The following is a 12,672-nucleotide window of genomic DNA, read 5'->3' as shown; positions in this document are numbered from 1 at the left end:
ATGGCCGCATTCGAAGAACTATGGAGCTATGAGGTGGGCAAGGCGGGCTGGGCGACGTTGAAGTTCAGCACGTCCGAGGAGGAACTGGTGTGTGCCGTGTCCTACCTGCATGATTCGCTGGGTGATCTGGCCGCCATGGCGCTGGCCTTGGCCAAGGGCGCGCACCGCGCTGCCGCCGTGTTCATGGACGAGCCCGGCGAAGTGCACCTGAGCATGGAGGGGGACCGCGACACCCTTTCCTACGAGCTGCGGCAGTACGCGGACTGGGCCAGCTGGGGCATCACCGCCATGGATGACTATGAAGTGCTGGCCCGTGGGCAGGTGGCCCGCGAGGACGTGGTGCGCATCGTGTACCGCGTGCTGGACGGTATTTATTGCGGCATGGGCGTCGAGGAATACCGAAAGCGCTGGCTGGAGCATGAATTCCCGCTGCGGGACTATCAAAGCCTGGGCAGCGCCATCCGCAAGCGGGACCTGTCTCGCCTGATGCGTGGATGAGCCGCGCGGCAGCAAGACCTGAACAAGACGAACAGACAAGAAGACTGAAGGACAACGCAATGAACTACCTGCAACACAACGTGGAAAACGGCGTCCCCATCAAGATGTGGACCAAGGGCGTGCCCGTCGAGGACGAGGCGCGCAAGCAGCTGGAGAACGCCGCGCGCCTGCCCGTGGTGTTCAAGCATGTCGCGGCCATGCCCGATGTGCACCTGGGCATAGGCGCCACCGTGGGCTCGGTGATCCCCACCATCAAGGCCATCATCCCGGCGGCCGTGGGCGTGGACATCGGCTGCGGAATGATGGCCGCCAAGACCACGCTGCGCGCCGAGGACCTGCCCGACAACCTGGGCCCGCTGCGCTCGGCGATAGAGCAGGCCGTGCCGCATGGCTCGGTGCCGCGCCACCGGGGCCGCGATCCGGGCAGCTGGGAGAACCCGCCCGTGTCGGTGGACCAGGTCTGGGCCACGCTGGCCGAGGAGTTCCACCTGCTGTGCGAGCTGCATCCGCGCCTGGCCAACACCAACAACCGCAAGCACCTGGGAACGCTGGGCAGCGGCAACCACTTCATCGAGATCTGCCTGGACGAGGCGGGCTTCGTGTGGTTCATGCTGCACTCGGGCTCGCGCGGCGTGGGCAATGCCATCGGCACCCATTTCATCGAGCTGGCCAAGAAGGACGCAGAACTGCATCAGCGCAACCTGCCCGACAAGGACCTGGCCTATTTCGAGGAAGGGGCCCGCTACTTTGGCGACTATGTGCGCGGCGTGTCCTGGGCGCAGAAGTTCGCCATGCGCAACCGCGAGGTGATGATGGCCAACCTCATCGCCACGGTGCGCAAGGTGATCGCCAAGCCCTTCGAGTCGCATGTGGAGGCGGTGAACTGCCACCACAACTACGTGCAGCAGGAGCGCCATTTCGGCCAGGACGTGTTCATCACCCGCAAGGGCGCGGTGAGCGCGCGGCGCGGCGAGCTGGGCATCATCCCGGGCAGCATGGGCGCGCGCAGCTATATCGTGCGCGGCCTGGGCAACCCGGAGAGCTTCGAGAGCTGCAGCCACGGTGCGGGCCGCGTGATGAGCCGGACCAAGGCCAAGAAGATGTTCAGCGTGGCGGACCACATCAAGGCCACCGAGGGCGTGGAATGCCGCAAGGATGCCAATGTGGTGGACGAGATTCCCATGGCCTACAAGGACATCGATGCGGTCATGGACGCGCAGCAGGATCTGGTGGAGGTGGTGCACACCCTGAAGCAAGTGGTGTGCGTGAAAGGGTGAGTGGATGAGGGCCCCGGGCTCTCATCCTCCGGAACAGAAAGCAGGATGAGAGCATGAGGGAAGAGAAGGTATTGAGCGCGCATCCGGTCTCCGACGCCATGCGCGCCACGGTGCTGGCCAACCTGGCCGAGGTGGAGCGCAGGCACGAGGTCACGGTGCTGTTTGCCTGCGAGTCGGGCAGCCGCGGCTGGGGCTTTGCCTCGCCCGACAGCGACTATGACGTGCGCTTCATCTACGTCCACCGCCTGCCCTGGTATCTGACGGTGGCGCCGGGCCGCGATGTCATAGAGCAGCCGCTCAGCGGCGAGCTCGATGTCAGCGGCTGGGAGCTGCGCAAGGCGCTGGGGCTGCTGCGCGCCTCCAACCCCACGCTGCTCGAATGGCTGCGCTCGCCCGTGGTCTACCGGCAGGAGCAGCCCTGGGCCGAGCGCCTGCATCTGCTGGCCGAGCAGGGCTTTTCGCCGGTGCGCGGCTACCACCACTACGTGGCCATGGCGCGCAAGAACCTGCGCGCCCACCTGCAGGGCGATGTGGTGCGCTACAAGAAATACTTCTACGTACTGCGTCCACTGCTGGCCGCGCGCTGGATACGCGAGGGGCGTGGTGCGCCGCCCATGCGCTTTGCGCAGCTGGCGGCGGGCACGCTGGAGGATGCAGGCCTGCTGGCCGAGCTCAACGAGCTGCTGGAGCTCAAGATGCGCCTGGGCGAGGCCGCCAAGGGGCCGCGCCGGGTGCGGGTCCATGATTTCCTGGAGCGCGAGCTGGCCCATGCCATGGCCCATGCGCCCGATCCGGGGGACCAGGCCGATGCGGCGCCGCTGGACCGCTATCTGCGGGATGCCGTGGCGCGCTTTGGCGGCAATGAATGAAAGAGAAAAATGAAAGTGATCGAGATCGACGGCTCCGCCGGGGAGGGCGGAGGCCAGATGCTGCGCAGCGCGCTGGCGCTGTCCATGTGCACGGGCCAGCCTTTTGCCATGCAGCGCATCCGTGCCGGGCGCGCCAAGCCGGGTCTGATGCGCCAGCACCTGGCCTGCGTCAATGCCGCCGCCGAAATCTGCGGCGCGCAGATGCAGGGCGCCGAGATGAATTCGCAGGCGCTGCAATTCACACCGGGGCCGGTGCGTGCGGGCGAGTACCGCTTCGTGATCGCCTCGGCGGGCAGTTGCACCCTGCTGCTGCAGACGCTGTGGCCCGCGCTGATGATGGCTAACGGCGAAAGCCGCCTGACCCTGGGCGGCGGCACCCACAACCCGGCCGCGCCGCCCTTCCACTTCCTGGAGCGCAGCTATGCGCCGCTGCTGCACAGGCTGGGCGCGCGCTGCGAACTGCGGCTGCGCCGGCTGGGCTTTTATCCGGCCGGTGGCGGCGAGATGGACGTGACGATCACGCCGGCAACCAATGGGCTGGTGCCTTTCGATATCACCGAACGCGGCGCCCCCGTGGCCAGCCATGCCGAATGCTTTGCGCCCGCGCTGCCACGCGCGGTGGCCCAGCGCGAACTGGACCATCTGGGTCAGGCCCTGGGCTGGTCTGGCGAGCAGCTGCAGGTGGCTGCCGTGCGCCAGAACGAGGGGCCGGGCAACGCGCTGCTGGCCACGCTGGCCTATGAGCACCTGTGCGAAGTGTTCACGCAGTTCGGCATGAAGGGCGTCAGCGCCGAAAAGGTGGCGCATGACCTGGCGCGCGAGGTGCGCCGCCACCAGGGCAGCCGGGCCGCGCTGGGCCCGTACCTGGCCGACCAATGGGCCCTGCCGCTGGCGCTGGCCGTCTGGCGCAGCGGGCGCGGTGCCAGCTACACCTGCACGGAACTGACGCCGCATGCGCGCAGCAATTTCGAGGTGATCGAGCGCTTTGTGCCTGTGCGCTTTACCACGGACGCAACGGGCGACGGCTGGCGTGTTTCGCTCTCGCCTGCCTGAGCGGCCTCAGCGATCGGCCCGCACCAGCGTGCTCTTGCCGAACAGGCTCTCCAGCAGGTCCACCACCAGTTCGGCCGTCTGGTTGCGCACATCCAGCGCGGGATTGAGCTCCACCAGATCCATCGAGCCCAGGCGTCCGGTATCGGCCAGCATCTCCATGCACAGCTGGGCCTCGCGGTAGCTGGGGCCGCCGCGCACGGGGGTGCCGGTGCCGGGCGCGATGTCGGGATCGAGGTAGTCCACGTCGAAGCTCAGGTGCAGGTGGGTGTCGCTGCCGGCGAGGCCGTCGAGCGCGCGGCGCATGACCTCGCGCATGCCCAACTCGTCGATGGCGCGCATGTCGTACACCTCGATGTTCAGCGAATGCAGCAGGCGCTTTTCCTGGTCATCCACGCTGCGCAGGCCGATCTGGCACAGCGAGGCGGCATCTAGCGCCGGATCGCCGCCCTGGGACAGCGCGGTGAGCGCCGCGGGCCCCAGGCCGCACAGGCTGGCCACGGGCATGCCGTGCAGGTTGCCGCTGGGCGAGATATCGGGCGTGTTGCAGTCGGCGTGGGCGTCCAGCCAGATCACGCGCAGCGCGCGGCCTCGTCGGCGGCAGTGGGCGGCCACGGCACTGATCGAGCCCATGGCCAGGCTGTGGTCGCCGCCCAGCATCAGCGGCAGCTCGCCATCGTCCAGCGCCTGGCCCACGGCCTGGTGCACGGCGTCCATCCAGGCGCGGGCCGGTGCGAGGTGGCGCAGCCCCTGCTCGGGCGGTGTCTGGGGATTGGGTGGACCGGCCAGGTTGCCGATGTCGCGCACCTGGCAGCCCAGCTGGCGCAGCGCCGGGGCCAGGCCGGCCACGCGCAGCGCGTCCGGCCCCATGGCGCTGCCCAGGCGGCTGGCGCCGATGTCGGTGGGCACGCCTATGAGTCTCAGGGCGCGTGCGGTCTGCGGGGTCGTATGGGTGTTCATGCTCATGGGACCCATGGTATGCAGTCCCCGTGTCAGCCAAAGCCGCGTTCTGCCTGCCCGGCCTCGCGCACCAGCCGGTACAGGTCGCGGGGGTCGGCCAGCGAAGGCACCAGGTCGATCGACTGCATCAGCCCGGTGTCGTGGGCCAGCGCGCGCAACCAGCGCAGGGCCGAATAGTCTTCCAGCGCAAAGCCCACGGAGTCGAACAGCGTGATCTCGGTGTCGTGCCCGCGTCCCGGCGCCAGGCCATTGATGACCTGCCACAGCTCGGTCACGGGCGCGTCGGCGGGCAGCTGCTGCAGCTCGCCTTCCACGCGCGTCTGGGGCGTGAACTCCACGAAGATGCGCGCGCGCCGCAGCAACTCCACGGGCAGTTCGGTCTTGCCGGGGCAATCGCCGCCGACGGCATTGATGTGGGTGCCGGGGCGCACATCGGCATCGGCGATCACGCAGGCGCGGCGCTTGGCGGCCGTGACCGTGGTGACGATGTCGGCGCCTTCCAGCGCCTGGGCGCTGCTGGTGCAGCAGGTGATGCGCTGGGCGGCAATGCCTGCATGGCCCAGGTTGTCCACCAGCTTGCGCATGGCCTGGACGTCGATGTCGAAGATGCGCAGCCGCTCCACGCCCAGCAGGTGGGTGAAGGCCAGGGCCTGGAATTCGGACTGCGATCCTGCGCCGATCAGCGCCATGCTGCGGCAGCCCTGTCGCGCCAGCCGGCGCGCGGCCAGCGCCGAGGTGGCGGCGGTGCGCAGCGCCGTGGCCAGCGTCAGGTCGGACAGGAAGACCGGCAGGCCCGTGGCCACGTCGGCCAGGGCGCCGAATGCCATCACCGTGGGCAGGTCCCGGTCGGCGTTGTCTGGATGGCCATTGACGTACTTGAAGGCGTAGTCCAGCGCATCGGACACGGGCATGAGCTCGATCACGCCGCCGGGCGAATGGTGGGCGAGGCGGGCCGATTTCTCGAAATCGGGCCAGCGCGCGAAGTCTTGCTCGATGGCATCGGCCAGGCCGGCCAGGCAGGCGGCGACGCCGACCTGCGCCACCAGGCGTGCGGCCTGCGTGGCGCCGAGGAAATCCGTGTGGACGGGCGTGGTTCGAGTCTTCATGGTGCTCTCCCTCGCGGTTGCTTCCACTGTAGGCCCGGGCCGAAGCGCAGGCAAGCGGGTTTCGGCTGGCGCCTGCGCGGGGAATCGCGGTGCGCGTATGCTCGGCACCCAAGCTATGAACCAACTGCATCTGTTTTTGCCCTGCGCCGCCGGCGTCGAGGGATTTCTGGCCGACGAGGTCCACGCGATCACCGGCCTGAGCGGCCACGACCTCCTGGTCGGCCGTGGCGGCGTGATGGTGCGCGGCCTGTGGCGCGACGCCCTGCTGCTGAACCTGCACAGCCGTCTGGCCCAGCGCGTGCTGGTGCAGCTGTCGCAGACCCTGTACCGCAACGAAAACGACCTGTACCGCGCCGCCAGCGAAGTGGCCTGGGAGATCTGGTTCTCCCCGCGCGAGAGCTTCAAGATCGAAGTCACGGCCCAGCACAGCCCGCTGACCAGCCTCAACTTTGCGGCGCTGCGCGTCAAGGACGCCATTGCCGACCGCTTCCGCGACAGGAAGGGCGTGCGCCCCGACGTGGAAACGCGCCACCCCGACGTGCGCGTGCACCTGCACCTGACGACCGACGAGGCCACCATCTACATCGACACCTCGGGCGAGGCGCTGTTCAAGCGCGGCTGGCGCGAGGACAAGGGCGATGCGCCGCTCAAGGAAACCCTGGCCGCGGCCATGATCGCCGCCACGGGCTGGGACCCGCACGGCGACGATCCCCAGCCGCTGTACGACCCCTGCTGCGGCAGCGGCACGGTGCTGATCGAGGCCGCGCAGATCGCCCGGCGCATTCCGGCCGGCATCCTGCGGCGCTTCGCGTTCGAAAAGCTCGTGCCCTTCCAGAGGCATGTGTGGGAAGCCATGCTGGACGAGGCAGAGGCCGCCATCCTGCCCGACAGCCCCGTGGGCATCTATGGCTCCGACGTGTCCCACCGCATGGTGGACTTCGCCCAGCGCAACGCCGAGCGCGCGGGCGTGGGCCAGACCGTGCAGTTGCGCGGCGGTGACGCGCTGCAGCGCATGCCGCCTTGCGAGCAGCCCGGCCTGATGCTGCTGAATCCGCCCTATGGCGAGCGCATTGCCGCAGCCGGCTCGGCCGGCCGCAGCGCCGGCGAGCGCATGGCCGTGGTCGAGCGCGCGGGCCGCGAGACGGCCCAGACCGAGGACGGTGTGGAATTCTTCAGCCAGCTGGCCACCCACTGGAAGAAGAACTACAGCGGCTGGAGCGCCTGGATGCTCACGCCCGACCTCAAGCTGCCCGGCAAGATGCGCCTGAAAGAGGCGCGCCGCACGCCCATGTGGAACGGCCCCATCGAATGCCGGCTGTTCCGCTTCGACATGGTCCGTGGCGCTGTCAAGCCCAGAAAGGCCGCCGAAGGCCCGGCAGAGGGCGCCGCGCCATGAAGATCGTGCTGCGCTGGCCGCAGTGCAACGACGGCTACGAAGGTCCCCTGCCCCGGCCCGTGGTGCTCGATACCAATGTGGTCCTTGACATGCTGATCTTCGACGATCCGCATGTTCCGCCGATCCGCGAGCTGGTGGAGCAGGGGCAGATGCGCTGGATCGCCGACCAGGCCCAGCGCATCGAGCTCGAACGCGTGCTGCACTACAGCCAGATCGCGCCGCGCGTGGCCTTCTACGGCAAGACGGCCGAAGGCGTGCTCTCGGCCTTCGACGGAGCCGTCGAATACGTGGCCGATGCGCCGCGCATCCGCTTTGCCTGCACCGACCCCGACGACCAGCATTTCCTGGACCTGGCCAGCCAGCACCAGGCGCTGCTGATCAGCAAGGACAAGGCCGTGCTCAAGCTGCGCAAGCGCGTGGCCGGCCTGGGCGCCACCGTGGGCAACATCCTGCTGGCTGAACAGGAAGAGGCACTGGCCGCCTGACGCCCTGGATGCTGTTGTGCAGCAACCACCCAGGCGGCAATGGGGCAACAGGCTGGGTGCGGCCGGCTTGAAGGCTTTCTCCTAAACTGGCGGCCATGCAGGAGGCACAAGCCCTTCTGCCAGGAGGACGGCCTCCCCCACATCGGGACATGCATGCGCCGGGACGACCCGGCTTCACAAGGAGTTTTCCATGGCATGGGTCTATCTGTTGGTGGCGGGGCTGCTCGAAGTGGTCTGGGCGTTTTCGATGAAGCAATCGCACGGCTTCACGCGGCTGGTGCCCAGCGCCATCACCATCGTCACCATGATCGCCAGCTTCGGCCTGCTGGCCGTGGCCATGCGCAGCCTGCCGCTGGGCACGGCCTACACGATCTGGACCGGCATCGGCGCCGTGGGCGCCTTCCTGGTCGGCATCACGGTCCTGGGCGAGCAGGTCAGCGCCATGCGCATCGGCGCGGCCGTGCTCATCGTCTCGGGCCTGGTGCTGATGAAGATGTCTTCGGACTGAGCGGGGCGGCCGTTCAGCGGCCCGTGCCCAGCTCCAGCGTCAGGCGCAGCATGTCGCGGTGCTGCACGCCGCGCTCCCACAGCTGGGTGGTGTAGTGCTTCAGGAAGAAGTCACGCACGATGCCCGTCACGCGAAAACCCGCGCGCTGGTAGAAGACCAGCTGGTCGCCGAAGCTGCCGGTGCCGACCTCGATGCGGGGAGCACCTTGCGAGCGCGCCCAGGCGATGGCCTGGCGCAGCAGGGCGGTGCCCAGGCCCCGGTGGTGCAGCGATTCCGCGACCGCGATGTTCATCAGCTCCCAGGCGGGTGGGCCTGAGGCCTCGTCGCCGCTGGCGCGCAGCGGCACCAGCACGCACATGCCCAATACCTCGCCGCGCCCGCCGGGACGCGGCGGCTGGCCTTCGCGCTGGAAGGACTCGCGCGCGGCAAAACAGGTGGAGCCCGCCAGATAGCCGCGCACCTTTTCCCGCGACGGGTCCGCCGACAGCAGCAGCGGCCATGGCGCCTCGGCCGGGTTCAGCGGCTCTATGTGCCAGGGTGCGAGGGAAACGGAAGGCGCGGTCATAAGCCTGAATCATCCCATGCCTGACATTGGGACGCAGTTGGGCGCCTCTGCGGAATCTTGACGTGCGCTTACAACTGTGCGTTTGCATGCCGAGATCTAGTGGTTTATACTTATTCCTAGGGTAAACTCTTAGAGGGTTTTCCCGGCATTCGCGGCACTTGAGATGCATGCCGCCAGTGATTGTTGAGCGTCTCAGTAAGGAAGTTCACCATGCGCCAAGCAATCTATTCCCTGATCGATTTCATCCAGCAAGCCCGCAACGCCGAGCTCGAAATCGCCAACCAGTAATCCGGTTGGAGGCAGGTGCGCCCTGAAGCGCGCCCACCGATGCGATCGCCCCATTGCCGATGATGGCCTTGGGGCTTTTGTGTTTCTGGGCGCCGGGCTTGCGGGCACAGGGCAGCGGAGTCCTGACTACAGGCCCAGCACCAGCCTGCCGCTCCTGGCGCGCGAGCAGCAGCTCATCATCTTGGTGCAGGCCGCACGCTCGCCGCGCGTGAGCACCATGTCTCGGTGGTCCACCTCGCCGTCGAGCACGGGCACTTCGCAGGACCCGCACAGCCCTTCCCGGCAGTCGCTTTGCACTTCGATCTTCGCGCTGCGCAGGGCGTCCAGCAGCGTCTGGTCGTTGCGCACCTGCAGCACAAGGCCCGAGGCGCGCAGTTCCACCTCGAAGCCCTGCTCCCTGGCAGGGTCCAGCGCCCCCACGGTGGAGACGAAATGCTCCACGCGCAGGCTGTCCTCGGGCCAGTGGCGGCTGGCGGCCTCCAGGCCGTCCAGCAGGCGCGCCGGTCCGCAGGCATGGATGCGGGCTCCGGCGCGCGGCGTGGCCAGCAGGGCGGCGTAGTCGGCGCGCCGGCCTTCCTCCGCCACGTACAGGTGCAGCCGGGCGCCATGCTCGGCCAGCAGCGGCGCCAGCAGCGCCATGCCCGCGCGGCGCCGGCCGCTGTAGTGGATTTCATAGGACAAGCCCAGCGCCCTGGCGCGCCGTGCCATGGCCGAGATGGGCGTGATGCCGATGCCGCCGGCCACCAGGATCAGGTGGCTGGCGCCTTCGTCCAGCGGGAAATGGTTGCGCGGGCCCCGCACCTGTACGGTGGCGCCGCGGTGCAGATGCTCATGCACCCAGGCCGAGCCGCCACGGCCGTTGGCCTCGCGCAGCACGGCAATCTCGTAGCTGCCGGTGTCCTGCGGGTCGCCGCACAGCGAGTACTGGCGTGACAGGCCCGTGTCGCCGCATTGCAGGTCGATGTGCGAGCCCGGCGTCCAGCGCGGCAGGGCATGTCCATCGGCGGCCTTCAGGCGCAGGCGCAGCACGCCTTCGGCGGCAGCCTCGGCCTCGGCCACGACCATGGGCCGGCTGGCGCCGCCCTGCAGGGATTCGCCAATGCGCACGGGCTGGCGCGCCTGCAGCAGGGCGGGACGGGCGCGCTCGGGGTTGAGGGCCGGGTCCCACTCCACCCACAGGTGCTCGGGGCCCCGGAACGAGGTGTTGGGCACGTAGGTGAACCGCTGCTCGGCCAGCCGCATGTGGGGAAGGCGGCGCGTGAACTCCTCCAGGAAGATCTGTATCTCCATGCGCGCCAGGTTCTTGCCCATGCACTGGTGCGAGCCATAGCCGAAGGTCAGGTGGTCGCCAGCGTTGTCGCGGTGGATGTCGAAGAAGTCGGCATCGGCGAAATGCCGCTCGTCGTGGTTGGCCGACGAGGTCACGATGAGCAGCTTCGAGCCCGCCGGCACGGCCACGCCGCCGATCACCACGTCGCGCGTGGCCAGGCGCCGCCAGGCGGCCACCGAGCCGTTGTGGCGCAGGCATTCCTCCACGGCATTGGGGATCAGCGCGGGGTTCTCGCAGATCTGCTTCCAGGCGCCGGGATGCTGCAGCAGCAGCTTGACGGCGTTGGCCGTGGCATTGGCCGTGGTCTCGTGCGCGGCCACGATGCCGGCCATCATCATGGAGTGCAGGTAGGAGTCGGTGACGACCTCGGGAAGCTCCTTTTGCTTGCGTATGCCGTATTGCATCCAGCCCGGCGCATCGGGGTTCTCGCGCATCTTGGCCAGCACCTTGCCGGCCAGCTGCCAGAAGTTGCCCACCGCATGGGCCACGGCCACCTGCTGCTCGGGCCGGGGCCGGCCCCAGGTGTTGACGGTGTGGGCGATGGAGTACTCGCGCAGCCTGTCCATGTCCTCCTCGGGCACGCCGAGGAAGTGCAGGGCCACGGTCAGCGGCACCTCCCACAGCATCTGGTCCACAAGGTCGGCGCGGCCGTCGTCGATGAAGCGGTCCACATAGGCGCGCGCCAGCTCGCGCACCATGGGCTCGTGGTGGCGCAGCTCCTCGGGCGTGAACGGGTCCATCAGCGCGCGGCGGCGCGGCATGTGGGCGGGCTCGTCTTCGTTGACCAGGGTGCGGTTCAGCGCGAAGCCGTAGGAGGCCAGCACGGCATTGGCCTCCTCGCCCGTGGGCGTGATCTTCTCCAGCGCGATCGAGGGACTGAAGGCGATGTTGTCGCGGAACACCGCCTTGATGTCGTCGAAGCGCGTGACCACCCAGTAGCCCAGTTGCGGGCTGTAGAACACCGGCTCCTGCTCGCGCGCCCAGCGCACATATTCGGGCGGGTCCTGCTGGTAGCCGTCGCTGAACGGGTCGAAGGCTGCGGCACCCGCGCTGACGGGGCAGCCCGTGGGGCCGGTCTGGCCGCTGGGCTGGCGGTGGTCGAAGGGGCAGCGCGCGGAGGCGGGCGCAAATGCTGGCGCAGAGGCGGACGGGGCGGTGTCAGAGGCGGCGGAGGCAGTCATGGCAGGTTCGCAGGCAGACAGTAGGCGCGGAGGGTCAATCCAAAGTGATGTTCTGGTCGCGGATCAGCTGGTGCCAGCGCGTGCTTTCGCTGGCCAGCAGCGCGGCGAACTGCTCGGGCGTGTTGCCCACGGGCTCCACGCCGAAATCCACGAGCTTCTGGCGCACGGCGGGCTCGTTGATCGCGGCCACGACCTGCCTGTGCAGGGCCGCGATGACCGGGGCCGGGGTCCTGGCGGGCGCCACCAGTCCTACCAGGGCGGCGGCCTGCACCTTGGGCAGGCCCAGCTCGGCGAAGGTGGGCACGTCGGGCAACTGGGGCAGGCGCGTGGCGTTGGCCACGGCCAGCGGGCGGACCTTGCCGGCCTTGATGAAGCCTGCGCCCGCGGCCAGGTCCACCATCATCACGGGCACCTGGCCGCCAGCCACGTCGCCCAGGGCCGGCGCCGCGCCCTTGTAGGGCGCGTGCACCAGCTTCAGGCCGGCCTCCACCCTGAGCAGTTCCATGGCCAGGTGGTGCGGACTGCCGGCACCGGCCGAGGCGTAGTTCACGCCGTCCTTGCTGGTGCGCGCCTGGGCCAGGAAGTCTTTGGCCGTGGCCGCTGCCATGCCGGGGCCGGCCACCAGGATCATCGGGAAGCGGCCCATCAGCGTGACCGGCGCGAGGTCCCTGGCGGGGTTGTAGCTGAGGCTCTTGTAGAGCACGGGATTGAAGACCAGGGTGCCGTTGTCGGCCGACAGCACGGTGTAGCCATCGGCGGCGGCGCGCGCGGTTTCCGAGGCGCCTATGGCCGTGTTGCCGCCCGGGCGGTTGTCCACCACGATGGGCTGGTGCACCTGGCCGCCCCAGGCCTGGCCTATGGTGCGGGCCAGGAAGTCCGAGCCGCCGCCGGCCGCGTAGGGAACGATCCAGCGCACGTTCCTGCTGGGGAATCCGTCCTGGGCCAGCGCGCCGGGCAGGGCGGTGGCCGATAGCAGGCCTGCGGCCAGTGTGGTGAGAAAGAGGCGCTTGTGCATGGGGCTTGTCTCCGGTGAGGCCTGGGTGGAATCCATGGAATCTTGTTTTGCGTAATTTTTCTACGCATTGCGTAAAAACACCGCCCGGGATTACCCGCAAGCTGCGGCACAATGCCCCGCCAGCCCTTAAAACAGGCCTTTCCA

General features: G+C 68.7%; 12 protein-coding genes. 7 read left to right on the top strand and 5 right to left on the bottom strand.

All coding sequences use genetic code 11. The features are described 5' to 3' along the window. From G4D77_RS15595 to rtcA, 4 genes are read left to right on the top strand one after another with little or no spacing between them, the layout of a single operon-like run. Complete coding sequence (locus tag G4D77_RS15595) at positions 1-498, top strand: hypothetical protein (protein ID WP_154836283.1); 498 nt, start codon at positions 1-3, stop codon at positions 496-498. 59 nt (positions 499-557) lie between these two features. Then, the gene (locus G4D77_RS15590) at positions 558-1,775 is read left to right on the top strand and encodes an RtcB family protein (RefSeq protein WP_193726183.1); all 1,218 of its coding nucleotides are present in this window, start codon (positions 558-560) and stop codon (positions 1,773-1,775) included. Between the two features lie 53 nt (positions 1,776-1,828). Beyond that, entirely contained in the window at positions 1,829-2,644 is an 816-nt protein-coding gene (locus tag G4D77_RS15585) for a nucleotidyltransferase domain-containing protein (RefSeq protein ID WP_016450506.1), read from the top strand. A 9-nt stretch (positions 2,645-2,653) separates the two neighbouring features. Then, positions 2,654-3,697, top strand: coding sequence for an RNA 3'-terminal phosphate cyclase (gene rtcA / locus G4D77_RS15580; RefSeq protein WP_154836282.1), 1,044 nt, complete (start codon positions 2,654-2,656; stop codon positions 3,695-3,697). 6 nt (positions 3,698-3,703) lie between these two features. On the opposite strand, the gene rocF is transcribed toward rtcA, so the two are convergent. Both rocF and ocd read right to left on the bottom strand, forming a co-directional pair. Further along, entirely contained in the window at positions 3,704-4,669 is a 966-nt protein-coding gene (rocF, locus tag G4D77_RS15575) for an arginase (protein ID WP_154836281.1), read from the bottom strand. A 17-nt stretch (positions 4,670-4,686) separates the two neighbouring features. Then, positions 4,687-5,760, bottom strand: a complete 1,074-nt coding sequence (gene ocd / locus G4D77_RS15570; RefSeq protein ID WP_154836280.1) for an ornithine cyclodeaminase — start codon at positions 5,758-5,760, stop codon at positions 4,687-4,689. Between the two features lie 115 nt (positions 5,761-5,875). On the opposite strand from ocd, the gene G4D77_RS15565 reads away from it, so the two are divergent. The 3 genes from G4D77_RS15565 (at position 5,876) to sugE (ending at position 8,149) form a co-directional block, all read left to right on the top strand. Next, entirely contained in the window at positions 5,876-7,156 is a 1,281-nt protein-coding gene (locus tag G4D77_RS15565) for a THUMP domain-containing class I SAM-dependent RNA methyltransferase (protein ID WP_126312927.1), read from the top strand. Beyond that, a complete protein-coding gene (locus G4D77_RS15560) occupies positions 7,153-7,641 on the top strand; it encodes a putative toxin-antitoxin system toxin component, PIN family (RefSeq protein WP_016454612.1) in 489 nt (162 codons plus the stop codon). Before G4D77_RS15565 ends, G4D77_RS15560 begins: the two co-directional genes overlap by 4 nt. Positions 7,642-7,831: 190 nt before the next feature. Continuing rightward, complete coding sequence (gene sugE / locus G4D77_RS15555) at positions 7,832-8,149, top strand: quaternary ammonium compound efflux SMR transporter SugE (protein WP_013804742.1); 318 nt, start codon at positions 7,832-7,834, stop codon at positions 8,147-8,149. 13 nt (positions 8,150-8,162) lie between these two features. Here the strand turns inward: sugE and G4D77_RS15550 are convergent, their stop codons facing one another. The 3 genes from G4D77_RS15550 to G4D77_RS15540 all read right to left on the bottom strand — a co-directional run bounded on the left by G4D77_RS15550 (position 8,163) and on the right by G4D77_RS15540 (position 12,528). After that, positions 8,163-8,714: a GNAT family N-acetyltransferase gene (locus G4D77_RS15550; RefSeq protein WP_017406990.1), complete on the bottom strand. Its 552-nt coding sequence runs from the start codon at positions 8,712-8,714 to the stop codon at positions 8,163-8,165. Between the two features lie 414 nt (positions 8,715-9,128). Then, positions 9,129-11,513, bottom strand: coding sequence for a cytochrome P450/oxidoreductase (locus G4D77_RS15545; RefSeq protein WP_154836279.1), 2,385 nt, complete (start codon positions 11,511-11,513; stop codon positions 9,129-9,131). Between the two features lie 34 nt (positions 11,514-11,547). Beyond that, a complete protein-coding gene (locus G4D77_RS15540) occupies positions 11,548-12,528 on the bottom strand; it encodes a Bug family tripartite tricarboxylate transporter substrate binding protein (protein ID WP_154836278.1) in 981 nt (326 codons plus the stop codon). Between the last annotated feature and the right edge of the window lie 144 nt (positions 12,529-12,672).

Origin of the sequence: Delftia sp. WY8, from assembly GCF_018437695.1 — a bacterium.
Taxonomy (GTDB): Bacteria; Pseudomonadota; Gammaproteobacteria; order Burkholderiales; family Burkholderiaceae_C; genus Comamonas; species Comamonas tsuruhatensis.
Note: the sequence above shows the minus strand (reverse complement) of the source record. Positions and strands in the feature narration are given on the sequence as shown.

Excerpts from the sequence above, each read along its gene's own strand:
- G4D77_RS15595 (WP_154836283.1), top strand. The coding sequence starts at position 1 with ATGGCCGCATTCGAAGAACTATGGAGCTATGAGGTGGGCAAGGCGGGC.
- G4D77_RS15590 (WP_193726183.1), top strand. The coding sequence starts at position 558 with ATGAACTACCTGCAACACAACGTGGAAAACGGCGTCCCCATCAAGATG.
- G4D77_RS15585 (WP_016450506.1), top strand. The coding sequence starts at position 1,829 with ATGAGGGAAGAGAAGGTATTGAGCGCGCATCCGGTCTCCGACGCCATG.
- rtcA (WP_154836282.1), top strand. The coding sequence starts at position 2,654 with ATGAAAGTGATCGAGATCGACGGCTCCGCCGGGGAGGGCGGAGGCCAG.
- rocF (WP_154836281.1), bottom strand. The coding sequence starts at position 4,669 with ATGGGTCCCATGAGCATGAACACCCATACGACCCCGCAGACCGCACGC.
- ocd (WP_154836280.1), bottom strand. The coding sequence starts at position 5,760 with ATGAAGACTCGAACCACGCCCGTCCACACGGATTTCCTCGGCGCCACG.
- G4D77_RS15565 (WP_126312927.1), top strand. The coding sequence starts at position 5,876 with ATGAACCAACTGCATCTGTTTTTGCCCTGCGCCGCCGGCGTCGAGGGA.
- G4D77_RS15560 (WP_016454612.1), top strand. The coding sequence starts at position 7,153 with ATGAAGATCGTGCTGCGCTGGCCGCAGTGCAACGACGGCTACGAAGGT.
- sugE (WP_013804742.1), top strand. The coding sequence starts at position 7,832 with ATGGCATGGGTCTATCTGTTGGTGGCGGGGCTGCTCGAAGTGGTCTGG.
- G4D77_RS15550 (WP_017406990.1), bottom strand. The coding sequence starts at position 8,714 with ATGACCGCGCCTTCCGTTTCCCTCGCACCCTGGCACATAGAGCCGCTG.
- G4D77_RS15545 (WP_154836279.1), bottom strand. The coding sequence starts at position 11,513 with ATGACTGCCTCCGCCGCCTCTGACACCGCCCCGTCCGCCTCTGCGCCA.
- G4D77_RS15540 (WP_154836278.1), bottom strand. The coding sequence starts at position 12,528 with ATGCACAAGCGCCTCTTTCTCACCACACTGGCCGCAGGCCTGCTATCG.